Raw genomic sequence first — 14,387 nt, forward strand, 5'->3', positions numbered from 1 at the left:
CTTGAAGATCGTAAAACGTCAAAACCAGAGGTAATACCATGAACACAACCCAGCCCATCGAATCAAGCATTCGCATCCCGCTCCGATATTCATTTCTTGGCAAGCTGCTGCTGATCCTTTTATTGATCGGTACACTTCCGATCCTTGTTAATTCCATTGTCAGCTATTACGTTGCCAAGTCCGCTTTGGATAATGCCGCCGATGTGAATCTGCAGGTTGTGGAAAGGGATCAGATCACTTTTCTTTCTTCATGGGCGAACGAAAGAAGGCAGGATATCGTAACCCTTGCCGGCGTAGCCAGGATCTCATCCATGGACCCGGTGACTGCCGATGCTGCGATCAAACAGTATTACCACCTGTGGGGCAATTACGAGACGATATTCCTTACAGGTTTGGATGGGAAGACCATTGCCATCTCCAACGACATACCGCTGGATGTTCATGAACGTGAATATTTCAAAGAAGCGATCACCGGCCGGGTGGTTATCTCTGAGCCGCTGGTTTCCAAAGCCACCGGGAACACGATCATTGTTTTTGCATCGCCTGTCAGGTCCAAGGATGGGCTGATCATGGGCGTGATCGGAGAGACGATCACCATCAATTCCATCACCCAACTGCTTGTCAAAAATCGAACAGGCAAGACATCTGAAAGCTACCTGCTTAACTCCGATGGCTATTTTGTCACTTCACCCCGCTTTGTGATCGAGATGCGCGAAAAGGGAATGATCAAAGAGACTGCCGAATTGGTGTATCAGCTTGAGACGGTTGCAAGCAAAGAACTGCAAGCCGCCAGATCGGGCAACGGAATTTATGACAACTATGTGGGCAAGGAAGTGATCGGGAGGTACACATGGCTTTCTGATTTGAACCTTGGTTTGGTGACCGAGGTGCAGACTTCCGAGGCGTACGCTCCCGCCACGAGACTTGCCAATATCAGCCTTATCATGATCGTCAGTTCAATTTTCTTGATCGGGCTGGTTGCTTTTCTTATCGCCCGCGGGATCACTCGTCCGATCCGGGCGATGGCGGAGACAGCCAATAAACTCGCGATGGGTGACATTGATCAGACTCTTAACTACGTCAGCCGGGACGAGTATGGTGTGCTTGCCGATTCCATTCGTCAAATCGTTGGCTATCAAAAAGAAATGGCCGATGCAGCTAACTTGATCTCAAAGGGGAATCTCACGGGGCATATCCAACCTAAGTCCGAAAGAGATGTTTTGGGGCAGGCCTTCAAGGATATGATCGAAAGCCTGCATTCTGCCGTTCAACGGGTGGCGGAAAGCGCAAACACACTTACGCTCGCCTCTGATCAGTTGGCGATCTCTGCCGACCAGGCAGGACAGGCTACAACCCAGATCGCCACTACCGTTCAGCAGGTGGCGCGCGGAATCACGATGGAAACAGAATCAGTGACCCATACCGCCAGCTCGGTGGAGCAGATGTCGCAGACGATCACGACCGTGACTCGCGGTGCGCAGGCTCAGGCTGCATCTGTTACCACAGCGACATCGATCACCAGCCAGATTAACGAGACCATTCAGCAGGTGGCCGGGAATGCCCAGGCGGTGACCACGGTCTCTGCCGGCGCAGCTGAAGCTGCCCGCGCAGGTTCCAAGACCGTGACGGGAACGGTCAAAGGCATGGAGCAGATCAAGTCCAAGGTTCAATTATCCGCCCAGCGGGTGGCTCAAATGGGTGTGCTTTCAGACCAGATCGATGTGATCCTCGAAACCATCGAAGACATTGCCAGCCAGACCAACCTGCTTGCTTTGAATGCCGCCATTGAAGCGGCGCGCGCCGGAGTGCATGGTAAAGGCTTTGCCGTGGTTGCCGATGAGGTTCGCAAACTCGCCGAACGGGCGGGGAATGCCACCAAGGAGATCGGCGGGCTGATCAAGAACATTCAGCGCACCGTTTCAGAAGCGGTGGTTGCCATGGATGAAGGCGGGGAGGAAGTAGCCAACGGAGTGAAGCTTGCCAATGAAGCAGGCAAGGCTCTTGAAGATATTCTCAAAGCCGCGGAAGAAGTGTACCGGCAGGCCGAGCAGGCGAACAGCGGCGCGGCGAAGATGAGAACCGCTTCAGGGCAGTTGGTCGTTTCAATGGAGGATGTCGGCGGCGTGGCGCAGGGGAACGTCAGTGCAATGGATGTGATGAGCACCGGGATGTCTGAAATGACGCGCGCCATCGAGAATATTGCGGCAGTCTCCGAACAGAATAGCGCGGCGATCGAAGAGGTCAGCGCCTCGACCGAGGAGATGAGCGCCCAAGTGGGTGAGGTCACCGCCTCGGCTCAATCCCTCCGCAACATGGCAAGATCGCTGCAGGAAATTGTCCAACAATTTAAACTAAACTAAAAAACTTACAACCGAAGATGGTGGTGGTCCATTTCTGACCGCATATTAGCATTGACGCACTTCGATTCGATGTGCTAAACTGAAAATGCTTTCATATCTCTTTCATGAGAATTATATGCCCAGAAAAAAGACTCCCACCATTTATGATGTAGCAGAATTATCTGGCGTAAGTATTTCCACCATTTCACGCGTTCTTAATGCTCCCGATAAAGTGAATGCCGAAACCCACAAACGGGTGATCGAGGCGATCGACAAGCTGGGGTTTATGCCCAAAGCGGAAGCACGCGCCCGTGCCATGCGTAACACGGGAAGGATCGGGGTTCTCACTCCGTTCTTTACCGCCCCGTCGTTCGTGCAGAGGTTGAGGGGTGTTGCCTCGGCTTTATCAAAGGCCAACTACGAACTGGTGGTGTACACGGTCGAATCGGCCGCTCAATTGGAAAACTACTTCGCTTCCATTCCCCTTACCAGCAACCTAGATGGACTGATCATCATGTCTTTGTCCATTAGCGAAGAGAATGCCCACCGCCTGACCAAATACAACATCCCGGCTGTCCTCATCGAATATCCGCACCCCACTCTCAGCAGTGTGGAGATCGACGATGTGGAAGGCGGGCGCATTGCGGCAGACTACCTTATCAAAAAGGGACATCGCCGTATCGCTTTCCTTGGCGACACCGACCTGCCCGAGTATGCCATTCACCCTGTCAGCCTGCGCCTTTCGGGATTCCGGCAGTCGCTTCAAAATGCGGGCATTGAGATCCCCGATGAATTTGTCCGCCTGGCCCCCTACACCCAGGAGCAGACCCTGCGTGTGGCCAATGAATTGCTCAACCTGCCCAACCCGCCGACCGCCATTTTTGCTGCAACCGATTTCCAGGCATTGGGGGTGCTCAAAGCCGCGCGCACGATGAAAGTGCAGGTGCCCGAGCAGCTTGCCATTGTGGGTTTCGATGACCTCGACCTTGCCGACTATACCGACCTGACCACCATCCGACAGCACCTCGATGAGTCGGGCCGCTTGGCCGTGGAAATTCTGCTCTCGCGCATCGACGATCCCTCCCGCCCGGCGCAGCACATTCACCTACCGCTTACGCTCATTGAGCGTCAAACCGCATAAATGAATTGATGAAAGAAGAATGCAGAATGATGAATGGCTTTGAAATTCATCTTTCTGCATTCTCTATTTTCCATCCTTACAGAGGTTCTCATGCCTATTCACACTTCCCCCAACTACTGGATCCTTGAAACACGTCACAGCGCCTACGCCTTTGGTCTCAACAAATCCAACCTGCTCTCGCATTGTTACTGGGGCAAACGTCTGCCCTTCGTCAAGGATTATCCCGCGCCTTTCGAACCGTCAGGCTGGGCATCTACGGATGGATACGATCATTTCATCCCTGAAGAATATCCTGGCTATGCGGGCACCAAATATACTGACCCGACTCTCAAAGTAACCTTCGCTGATGGTGTGCGGGATGTAGTTCTTTCTCTTGTGGATTTTAAAACCGGCGGCTCACCCCAGCCGGAGCTTGCCCTGCGCTTCAAAGACTCAGCCTACCCGCTGCAGTTGACTCTCCATTACCGCATCCATGAAGAATATGACCTGATCGAACGCTGGGTCACGCTCGAAAACCTCGGCACCGAATCCATCTCAGTCGAGCGCGCCTTCTCCGCCAAGTGGACCTTCCCTCACGGAAACGGCTACTCACTCACACACATGTATGGGCGTCACATTGACGAGTTCAACATGCAGCGCGAAATACTCACACCCGGCTTAAAGGTCATTGAAAGCCGCCGCATCATCCCAAGTCATCGCGCCGTGCCTTGGTTCACGGTTGAAAGAGAGGCTAGCGAAAATCACGGTGACGTGTTCTTCGGCACCCTCGCTTGGAGCGGCAATTTCAAGATCACCGCCGAAGTGACCGAGTATGCGTCCACCCGCCTGAGCATCGGGCTCAACGATTGGGACTTCGCCTGGCAACTCAAGCCGAATGAACCGCTCGTTACACCTTCTGCTATTTCCGGCTACACCCCGAACGGATTCGGCGACGCCAGCCGCATCTTCCATGATTATGTGCGCAATGAACTCCTGCCGCATGGCAAAGTGCTGCACAAGATCCTTTACAACTCATGGGAAGCGACTCTCTTCAACGTGGACGAAACCTCGCAAGCCAACCTTGCCGAGATCGCCGCGAACATGGGCGTGGAACTCTTCGTCATGGACGATGGCTGGTTCCATAACCGCAACTGGGACAATGCCGGTCTGGGCGATTGGTTCCCAGATGCGAAAAAATTCCCGAACGGGCTCGGCGGCTTGATCAAACGAGTCAACGACCTCGGCATGGACTTTGGCTTATGGGTCGAGCCGGAGATGGTCAACCCCGATAGCGACTTGTACCGCGCTCATCCCGATTGGGTGATTCACTTCCCGACCCGTGCGCGCACCGAAGCCCGCAATCAACTCATCCTCAACATGGCGCGCGTCGATGTGCAAGATTACATCATCACCACACTCGATAAAATTCTCAGCGAGAACAACATCGCCTTCATCAAATGGGACATGAACCGTCCCGCCAGTGAACCGGGTTGGCAAGATGCGCCCGGTGACCCGCGTGAGTTGTGGGTGCGCTATGTCTATGGCTTGTATCGCGTGTGGGGTGAACTGCGTCGGCGGCACCCGAATGTGATTTGGCAAAGCTGCGCCAGCGGCGGCGGACGACCCGATTTCGGCATCCTGCAATTTGCCGATCAGGTTTGGGTCAGTGATAACACTGAAGCGACCAAGCGTCTTTCCATTCAAGAAGGCTTCTCGCAATTCATGCCTGCCATCACCATGGAAGCCTGGGTCACCGATTGGGGCAAAGAGACTGTGCCGCTTGAGTTTCGTTTTCATGTGAGCATGTGCGGTTCTCTCGGCGTAGGCGGAAACTTACTGGAATGGAATCAGGCTGAACGTCAGATGGGAGCCGATTGCATTGAGTTGTATAAATCGATCCGGCACATCATCCAATTTGGTGACCAGTATCGCCTCATCGCGCCGCAAAAAAATAATTACTCGGCGGTGCAATACATCAGCAAGGACAAAAGCGAAGGCGTGTTGTTCGTCTTTCGTACGCTCATCCCCGACCCGTTCCGTTTCCCTGTGATCCATTTGCGCGGGCTCGACCCCGAAGCCTTATACAGCATCGAAGGTTTTGATCAACCCCGCTCTGGCTTGGCATGGATGGAAGCGGGGGTGCGGGTGGAGTTGAAGAATCTGCAAAGCAAGGTGATAAGAATCACCCGCCTCACTCAAAGCTGAAACCCGCCTCTCCTCACAAATCATTCCCGACCCCAAAAATTCCCTCTTGACTCTTGATGGGGAAGGTGCTATATTACGTGAATGAAAGTGCTTTCACGATAACACTTTCATTCCCTTCTCAATGTTTACTTAGGTGTTTGCATTGAGAAGGGGTGTAAGAAAAAATGTGTTTGGCCAACTGTAAAATTTTTTCAAAACAAAAGAGGAGAACAATGAATAAGAAATCCCTGTTATGGTCTGTTATGAGCCTGTTCGTTCTGGCCTCCATGCTGCTTGCGGCATGTGGTGGCGGCGCTGTCGCCACTGAAGCTCCTGCTGCAACCGAAGCTCCCGCCGCTACAGAAGCTCCTGCTGCTGCAACCGAAGCTCCCGCCGCTGAAGAAGCCTCCGCGCTTCCTGAAGGCGATGGCAAAGTTGAGATCTTTGGCGGATATGGCGAAGCTCAGGCTGCTGCCTTCCAACAGGCTCTTACCGAGTTCGGTGAAGCCAATGGTATTGAAGTCACCTTCACTTCCCTCGCCAGCTTCGACACCGACATCAAAGTGAAGATCGAAGCCGGTCAGGAACCCGATATTGCCATGTGGCCTCAGCCCGGTGGTTTGAAGGGCTTGGTTGATGTGCTCGTTCCGTTGGACGAAGTCATTGACGTGAGCATTCCTCAGTCCACTTTGGTGCCCGGTTGGGACACTCTGGCTGTTGTGGATGGCAAGCTCTACGGACTTCCAGTTTCTGCCAATCAGAAATCCCTCGTTTTCTACAACCCCTCCGCTTTTGAAGCTGCGGGTTACGCTGTGCCGACCACTGAAGCCGAATTGGTTGCCCTTGAGGCTCAGATCATTGCAGATGGCGCCGGTTCTCCTTGGTGTGCTGGTATCGAATCTGGCGGCGCCACTGGCTGGCCCTTCACCGATTGGATGGAACAATATGTCCTCTCTTTGAACGGACCGGAAGTGTACGCTCAGTGGATTTCTGGCGAAGTTGACTTTGCTTCCCCTGAAATTACTGCTGCCGCCGATCTCATTGCCGCCCGCCTTCTCGCTGAAGGTCAGGTAAATGGTGGTGGTGTTGCCATGGCGACCACCAGCTTCGGTGACAACGCTGCCTTGTTCGCCAATGGTGCTGCTGAAGGTCAATGCTTCATGCTGCGCCAGGGTTCCTTCATCGTTTCCTTCATGCCCGAAGATATTCAGGCTGAAGTCAAAGCTGGTGACTATAGCCACCTCGATGTCTTCCCGATCCCCACTCCTGAAGGTGGTCAGGCTGGCGTGATCGGTGGTGGTGACCTCGCTGCTGTCTTCCAGGGTCACGTGGACCAGGATGTTGCCAAGGTTGCAGCCTTTATCTTCAGCCCCGAAGTGTTGAAGTACCAGGTTGCCACCGGTGACCTCTCCCCGCACAAGACCTTCGACTCCTCCCTCTACCCGAACGAAATGCAGAAGAAGATCGGTGAAGCTCTTGCCAGTGCTGCAGTTTTCGGCTTCGACGCCTCCGATCAGATGCCCGCTGAAGTGAACGCTGAGTTCTGGGCTGCCGGTACCGACTATGTTGCCGGTCGCGCCACCTGGGCTGAAGCTGCCGAACGCATTGACAGCAAGTACCCGTAATCGTACTGTAACTAGGTAAAATAGTGGCACCGGCTCTTGGTCTAATGTGGAGTCGGTGCCACGATCTTTTAGCACTCGCTCAATAAAAAAACGGCTGAATGCCGGTGAAGCCCCCTAAAAAATGGAGATTGAGAAATGAGCGATTTAATCTTTGGTTTGGTTTCCATTGTGATTGGTGTGGCAGCTAGTTATGGGGTATTTTGGCTGCTTAATTTTCTGCTTTCCCTTCTGCCAGAGCGCATTTATCGTAAGGTCAACTGGATGGCTTTCCTGCTGCCAGCTGCACTATTGGTGATCCTTGTTCTTGTGGCTCCTCTTGTTCAAACAGTGACTTGGTCGTTCAAGAGCGACAATGCCAAGGAATGGGTGGGATTCAAGAATTACGTTGAAATTTTTACCGATGAAGTAAAACCCGACAAAATTGAAGTAAAAAAGGAAGAAGGGGCTGTTTTTGTAGCGGATGATCGTATTTTGGATGACCGTTTTATGGACATCCTGCTCAACAACTTGTTGTGGGTGTTGGTTGTACCTGCTGCTACAGTTATTGTTGGCACGGCAACAGCCACCCTGACCAATCAGGTGGGACCAAAGCGCGAAAGAGTATTTAAGTCCTTGATTTTTATGCCCATGGCGATCAGTTTTGTGGCGGCTTCGACCATTTGGGCTTATTTTTACTCGTTTGTTCCGCCTGGCCGCCCGGAAGTTGGTTTATTAAATGCATTGGTACAGCTCTTTGGTGGAGATGCTCAACCCTGGCTGACCATTGATAAGGGACGCTTGAACTCATTCCTGCTTATGGTAGTCATCATCTGGCTGCAGGGTGGGTATGCCATGGTAGTCATTTCAGCCGCAATAAAAAATGTTCCTGTAGAGACCCTCGAAGCTGCACAACTGGATGGCGCGAATTCATGGCAGGTTTTCTTCAGAGTGGTCCTTCCGCAGGTTTGGGGAACGGTCATGTCGGTCTTCGTGACGATCCTGATCATGGTCATGAAGATCTTCGACATTGTGCTCTCCATGACACGTGGTAACTTCACCACCAGTGTGCTCGCCTTTGAATGGTACAAAGAGTTCTTTGAGAATTCCAATCTCGGCCCTGCCTCTGCAGTGGTGACCATTCTGGTTGTATTGATCGCGCCTTTGATGTGGCTGCAAATTCGGACAGTGCGACAACAGGAGTCTTTGCGATGAACAAGGTTAACCACTTCCTTCGAAGGACGAGTCTGGGCAGCACAATTGCCATGCTTATTTTGGTGGCAGTATGGTCTGCGCCTACCCTTGGGTTGTTGATCACCTCCCTACGTCCGCGTGACCTCGCTGAAGTCTCTCCCTGGTGGGAGGCGTTAGCTGCCCCGCTCACTACCCCATGGACATTTGAAGCCTATCAGAACTCACTCGCAAGCGGCATGTTGGACTCGTTGGTAAACACCATTGCAGTGGCTGTCCCTTCCACCATTTTGCCGTTGATGATTGCCGCCAATGCTGCATTTGCATTCACCTTTTTGAACTTCAAAGGCAAGGAGTTCTTCTTTGCACTGTTGGTGGCATTGATGGTGATCCCGTTGCAATCCTCCCTTATTCCGGTACTGCGTGGAATGGTCTGGTTGCAACGCACCTTTGATATTGAATTGACCGGTACTTACGTCAGCGCATGGATCGTGCATAGCGCCTTCTCGATGCCATTGGCGATCTACACGTTGCGTAATTACATGATGACCCTGCCCAAGGAACTGATCGAAGCCGCCACTGTGGATGGTGCCAGCTATTACCAGATCTTCTGGAAATTGGTCTTGCCCATGTCCATGCCTGCGCTCGCTTCTTTTGCGATCTTCCAATTCCTATGGGTATGGAATGATTATCTGATCGCCTTCATCTTCGTAGGTGAGCAAAAAGCGGTGATGACCTATCGTTTGCTCAGGCTTCTGGGTCAATATGGAGAAGGCTGGCAGGATGTGGCGGCTGGCTCTTTCGTCTCCTTGATCATTCCGTTGATCGTTTTCTTCAGCTTGCAGCGCTTTATTGTTCGCGGTTTGCTGGCAGGCTCAGTCAAAGGCTAAACTTTCCGAATGGACAAGTGGACTGGGCAACCAGTCCACTTTTTATATATGACGAATTCTCTCTGGTACAAGAACGCAGTTTTTTATGAAATTTCTGTCCGCGCATTTAAGGATAGCGATGGCGATGGTCACGGCGATCTACAAGGTCTGACCGAGAAGCTCGACTATCTCAAAGACCTTGGTGTGGACTGCATTTGGATCATGCCGATCTACCCGTCACCATTGCGCGACGATGGCTATGACATTGCCGACTATTACAGCGTGGATAAAACCTATGGGTCGCTAGACCAGCTCAAGACTTTGATTGAAGCGGCGCATCAGCGCGGCATCCGTATCATCACGGACCTGGTGCTGAATCACACTTCTGATGAGCATCCTTGGTTCCAGTCTGCGCGGGCTGATAAGAACTCGCCTTATCGTGATTATTACGTTTGGAACGACGACGATAAAAAATATGCGGGCGTGCGCATCATCTTTCAGGATGTGGAAACATCGAATTGGACGTGGGACGAAAAAGCCGTGCAGTATTTCTGGCATCGTTTTTATTCCACTCAACCCGATTTGAACTTTGATAACCCCAACGTGCAGGACGAAATGTTGAATGTGGTGCGCTTTTGGTTGAGCATGGGCATTGACGGGTTCCGTGTGGATGCGCCTACCTATCTTTTTGAACGTGAAGGCACCAATTGCGAAAGCCTGCCCGAAACGCATGCCTACCTCAAGCGCATGCGCCGCATGATAGATGCAGATTTTCCCAACGCGATCATGCTTGCAGAGAGCAACCAGTGGCCCCGCGAGTTGATCCAGTACTTTGACAATGGCGATGAATTCCACATGGCATTTCACTTCCCGCTCATGCCGCGCATCTATTTGGCGCTGGCGCAGGGTGATGCGAGTGCCATTGTAAAGATCCTGAACGACACACCTGTCATCCCTGCCAACTGCCAGTGGACAACCTTCCTGCGTAACCACGATGAGTTGACCTTGGAAATGGTGACTGATGAAGAACGCAAGTTGATGTGGCGTGAATATGCGCCCGAAGAAAAGATGATTCTCAATTTGGGCATTCGCCGCCGATTGGCGCCCATTTTGAACAATGATCGCCGGAAGATCGAGTTGGTCAATTCGTTGTTGTTCACCCTGCCCGGTTCGCCCATCCTTTATTATGGCGATGAGATCGGCATGGGCGATAACCTCAACCTGCCAGACCGTCATGGTGTGCGCACGCCCATGCAATGGGATGATTCTTTGCATGCTGGTTTTTCCGCTGGTACACCTTTCACTGAAATGGTACAAGGCGACTATCACTATCTAAAGGTGAACGTTGCCGACCAGATGAAGTCACAGCATTCTTTGCTGCGAACCATACAGAAAATGATATCTCTGCGCAAACAGTACGCGGCGTTGGGCGGGAATCAATTGGAATGGGTCGAGACCGATAACCCGGCGGTGTTGGCATACCTGCGCGGACAAGGCGATGAGGCGATCCTTGTGCTCAATAACTTGAGCGAGCATGTTCAAGTGGCGCACATTCCTGCAGAATATCAAACAAGCGGACAAAATTTATTTGAAGACCGTCCATATATTTTGAATGCGCATGTCAGCTTGCAACCGTATTCCTATCTTTGGATCAAACTCTAGAAATGAGCGACTCTTACCGCCCCGCCTTTCACTTTACTCCGCTGTCCATGTGGTTGAACGACCCCAATGGACTGGTTTACTATGCTGGCGAGTATCATCTCTTCTATCAATATCATCCGCATAGCACGGTCTGGGGACCGATGCACTGGGGGCATGCGGTCAGCAAAGACCTCATTTATTGGGAACACCTGCCCATTGCGCTCTACCCCGATGAAAATGGATTGATCTTCTCCGGCAGCGCAGTGATTGATTGGAATAACACCGCCGGGTTTGGCAAAGAGGCAATGGTTGCCATCTTTACCTACAACAACCATACCTACGACGATAAAAAGCGCGTCGAAGATCAGAACATTGCTTACAGCACAGACCACGGACTCACATGGACGAAGTACGCAGGCAACCCGGTCGTGCCGCACCCCGGCAACCTGACCGACTTCCGCGACCCGAAAGTTTTCTGGCATAAAGATCACTGGGTGATGGCGCTTGCCGCAGGCGACTGGGTGCTCTTCTATATTTCACCCGATCTCAAACATTGGGAATCAAGCGGATCCTTTGGCGGCGGATACGGTTCCACCTCAGGCGTTTGGGAGACTCCAGACCTTTTCCAACTCCCGCTCAACGGCTCAGACTCACGCTGGGTGCTGACCGTTGGAGTTGGCAGCGGTGCCTACGCTGGCGGCTCAGGCACACAATACTTCGTCGGCGATTTCGATGGCAAAACATTTACTTCAGAGAACCCCAAAGAAACGGTTCTGTGGATGGATCATGGACCTGATTTCTATGCGCCTCAATCCTGGAACGACGAGCCGAATGGACGCCGCATTTCCATTGCATGGATGAGCAACTGGAGCTATGCGCGTGAGACTCCCACCGAAACCTGGCGCGGAATGTTAACCATGCCCCGCGAGTTATCACTCACCCAAACCTCCAATGGTTTGCGCCTGCTTCAGAAGCCTATCGTGGAATTGGCATATCTGCGCAGAGATCATATCCACTGGCAAGACGAAGTTATCACCCCGAAGCACAACTTGCTCGCAGGGATCCAAAGCCGATCACTGGAGATCGATGCGGAAATTGCCGTGCTTAACGCCACAAAAAGATTCGGTATCCGCATTTTCGTTGGAGAGGGAGAAGAAACGATCATCTACTACCAACCTGAAGAATCCCTGCTTTATCTCGATCGCTCTCGCTCGGGCCAGGTGGACTTTCATGAAGATTTTTCCCGGCTTCAATCTGTGCCGCTTTCGCCGGTCGGCGGCTCGATCCGCCTGCGAATATTGGTCGACCGCTGCTCGGTGGAAGTGTTTGCCAATGATGGCTCGGTGACTCTCACAGATTGTGTTTTTCCATCCGCCCAGAGTCATGGGCTGAAGTTTTTTGTAGAGGAAGGGTATCTTCACTTGAACTCGCTCGATATTTACTTTCTTGAACACGCAGATTTCAACATCACATCCATAAAATGACGGTCTTTATGAACAACTTCGATATCGAATCCAAACTTACCCTCCGGCGCCTGTTGCCTCGCCTTGAAAGAACTATGGCAGATCAAATTTCAAAGGATACCAAAGGCTGGGATGACTTTAAGAACCGTCTTCACCAGCATTTTGAATCTTTATTCAGATTGTATTTTACGATCTACAGCGACCGATATGACTTTTTCTTTCATCTCGAAGATCTGTTGCAGGGACTTGCGCTGGCGTGGTTCCAACGCCCTGCCGACTTGCGCGAACTGGATGCCAGCCGCGAAATGAATCCGCTTTGGTTTCAATCAAACCAAATGCTGGGCGGTGTCTGTTATGTTGATCTGTTTGCAGGGGATCTCGATGGCGTGCGATCCAAGATCCCATACTTTAAAGAACTGGGGATAACCTACCTTCATCTCATGCCGCTTTTCAAAGCCCCCGAAGGAGAAAATGACGGTGGTTATGCCGTCAGCAGTTATCGTGAAGTGCATCCCCCGCTTGGCACAATGGATGATCTCGAATCGCTCTCCCGTGAATTCCGCAATGCGGGGATCAGCCTTGTCGTGGATCTGGTATTCAACCACACCTCTGATGAGCATCTATGGGCGAAAGGAGCGAAGACCGGCGATGATGACTTTAACGATTTTTACCGCATCTTCCCCAACCGTGAGATGCCCGACCTCTACGAAAGGGATCTCAGGGAGATCTTTCCAGACGAGCACACTGGCGCGTTCACCTTTTTCCCCAACTTATTCAAAGAAGGCGGCTGGGTATGGACAACATTTCATTCCTATCAATGGGACTTGAACTATTCCAATCCTGCCGTGTTTAATCGCATGGCAGGGGAGATGTTATTCCTTGCAAATCAGGGCGTGGAGGTGATCCGCCTGGACGCGGTGGCCTTCATCTGGAAACAACTTGGGACCAATTGCGAAAATCTGCCGGGCGCGCACCTGCTGATACAAGCCTTCAATGCTGTTTCGCGGATCGCCTCACCTGCCTTATTGTTCAAATCTGAAGCCATCGTCCATCCCGATGATGTAGTGAAATATATTTCACCCGATGAATGTCAGCTTTCATATAATCCGCTTTTGATGGCCTTGTTATGGAACTCACTTGCAACCCGCAAAGTGGATTTGCTCTCGCAAGCTCTGTCTACCCGTTTCAATATCCATCCCGAAACGGCCTGGGTTAACTATGTTCGCGTCCATGACGACATTGGCTGGACGTTCTCTGATGAAGATGCGGCATCATTTGGAATTAATGGCAATGACCATCGCCGTTTTTTGAACGAATTTTATCGAGGGCGCTTTGAAGGCAGTTTTGCACGCGGGCTTCCCTTTCAGGAAAACCCCAAGACCGGCGATTGCCGTATCAGCGGCACATGCGCTTCACTGGCCGGGTTGGAGAAAGCGATCAATGAGGAAGGACCCGCCGAGATCGAACTTGCGATCCGCCGCATCCTTCTCATTCATGGTGTGATCCTCACTGCCGGCGGGATCCCGCTCATCTACCTTGGCGATGAGATCGCCACCCTCAACGACTATTCCTATCTGGATGATCCTTCTCACGCGCGCGACAGCCGCTGGGTGCACCGCCCGAAAGCAGATTGGGAAAAATACGCCAGGCGAAATGCCCCCCTGACCGTTGAAGGGCGTGTGTATCAGGGCTTGAGAAAACTGATCACGTTGCGCAAACAAAATGATGCATTTGCCGGCTATTCGCTGCAAACCATTTCAACCGGGAACGAGCACGTCCTTGGCTTTACAAGAATTTCTGCAAATAAGCGCGCCGTTATTTTTGCCAACTTTTCAGAAGAACCTCAAACTATTCCCGCCTGGATTCTTGAACAGAATTCAGTATCGCAGTTGAATTATTTGCACGGTTTTTCCGCAACTGAATTTTCAGGAACCCTCGCTCCTATGGATTTTTTGGTCTTCAGCGACTAGCACTTGTCC

General features: G+C 51.9%; 9 protein-coding genes. All 9 read left to right on the forward strand.

The genetic code is table 11. The features are described 5' to 3' along the window. Positions 1-38 precede the first annotated feature (38 nt). The 9 genes from IPG80_RS00570 (at position 39) to IPG80_RS00610 (ending at position 14,378) form a co-directional block, all read left to right on the forward strand. Positions 39-2,360: a methyl-accepting chemotaxis protein gene (locus IPG80_RS00570; RefSeq protein ID WP_345101549.1), complete on the forward strand. Its 2,322-nt coding sequence runs from the start codon at positions 39-41 to the stop codon at positions 2,358-2,360. 115 nt (positions 2,361-2,475) lie between these two features. After that, entirely contained in the window at positions 2,476-3,480 is a 1,005-nt protein-coding gene (locus tag IPG80_RS00575) for a LacI family DNA-binding transcriptional regulator (RefSeq protein WP_345101551.1), read from the forward strand. A gap of 90 nt (positions 3,481-3,570) precedes the next feature. Beyond that, the gene (locus IPG80_RS00580) at positions 3,571-5,664 is read left to right on the forward strand and encodes an alpha-galactosidase (protein WP_345101553.1); all 2,094 of its coding nucleotides are present in this window, start codon (positions 3,571-3,573) and stop codon (positions 5,662-5,664) included. A 212-nt stretch (positions 5,665-5,876) separates the two neighbouring features. Then, positions 5,877-7,268, forward strand: a complete 1,392-nt coding sequence (locus IPG80_RS00585) for an ABC transporter substrate-binding protein (RefSeq protein ID WP_345101555.1) — start codon at positions 5,877-5,879, stop codon at positions 7,266-7,268. 135 nt (positions 7,269-7,403) lie between these two features. Further along, complete coding sequence (locus IPG80_RS00590; protein WP_345101558.1) at positions 7,404-8,459, forward strand: sugar ABC transporter permease; 1,056 nt, start codon at positions 7,404-7,406, stop codon at positions 8,457-8,459. Next, a complete protein-coding gene (locus tag IPG80_RS00595) occupies positions 8,456-9,325 on the forward strand; it encodes a carbohydrate ABC transporter permease (RefSeq protein WP_345101560.1) in 870 nt (289 codons plus the stop codon). Before IPG80_RS00590 ends, IPG80_RS00595 begins: the two co-directional genes overlap by 4 nt. Positions 9,326-9,373: 48 nt before the next feature. After that, positions 9,374-10,966 carry a maltose alpha-D-glucosyltransferase gene (gene treS / locus IPG80_RS00600; RefSeq protein ID WP_345101562.1) on the forward strand — a complete coding sequence of 531 codons (1,593 nt, stop codon included), beginning with the start codon at positions 9,374-9,376 and terminating at the stop codon, positions 10,964-10,966. A gap of 2 nt (positions 10,967-10,968) precedes the next feature. Further along, positions 10,969-12,429 carry a glycoside hydrolase family 32 protein gene (locus tag IPG80_RS00605; RefSeq protein ID WP_345101564.1) on the forward strand — a complete coding sequence of 487 codons (1,461 nt, stop codon included), beginning with the start codon at positions 10,969-10,971 and terminating at the stop codon, positions 12,427-12,429. Between the two features lie 8 nt (positions 12,430-12,437). After that, positions 12,438-14,378 carry an amylosucrase gene (locus IPG80_RS00610; RefSeq protein WP_345101566.1) on the forward strand — a complete coding sequence of 647 codons (1,941 nt, stop codon included), beginning with the start codon at positions 12,438-12,440 and terminating at the stop codon, positions 14,376-14,378. Positions 14,379-14,387 lie beyond the last annotated feature (9 nt).

It is taken from the genome of Candidatus Villigracilis vicinus, assembly GCF_016702885.1.
Lineage (GTDB): Bacteria > Chloroflexota > Anaerolineae > Anaerolineales > Villigracilaceae > Villigracilis > Villigracilis vicinus.

Bases quoted from the DNA above. Each gene is read 5' to 3' on its own strand.
- IPG80_RS00610 (WP_345101566.1), top strand. From the start codon at position 12,438: ATGAACAACTTCGATATCGAATCCAAACTTACCCTCCGGCGCCTGTTG.
- IPG80_RS00590 (WP_345101558.1), top strand. From the start codon at position 7,404: ATGAGCGATTTAATCTTTGGTTTGGTTTCCATTGTGATTGGTGTGGCA.
- IPG80_RS00585 (WP_345101555.1), top strand. From the start codon at position 5,877: ATGAATAAGAAATCCCTGTTATGGTCTGTTATGAGCCTGTTCGTTCTG.
- treS (WP_345101562.1), top strand. From the start codon at position 9,374: ATGACGAATTCTCTCTGGTACAAGAACGCAGTTTTTTATGAAATTTCT.
- IPG80_RS00580 (WP_345101553.1), top strand. From the start codon at position 3,571: ATGCCTATTCACACTTCCCCCAACTACTGGATCCTTGAAACACGTCAC.
- IPG80_RS00595 (WP_345101560.1), top strand. From the start codon at position 8,456: ATGAACAAGGTTAACCACTTCCTTCGAAGGACGAGTCTGGGCAGCACA.
- IPG80_RS00570 (WP_345101549.1), top strand. From the start codon at position 39: ATGAACACAACCCAGCCCATCGAATCAAGCATTCGCATCCCGCTCCGA.
- IPG80_RS00605 (WP_345101564.1), top strand. From the start codon at position 10,969: ATGAGCGACTCTTACCGCCCCGCCTTTCACTTTACTCCGCTGTCCATG.
- IPG80_RS00575 (WP_345101551.1), top strand. From the start codon at position 2,476: ATGCCCAGAAAAAAGACTCCCACCATTTATGATGTAGCAGAATTATCT.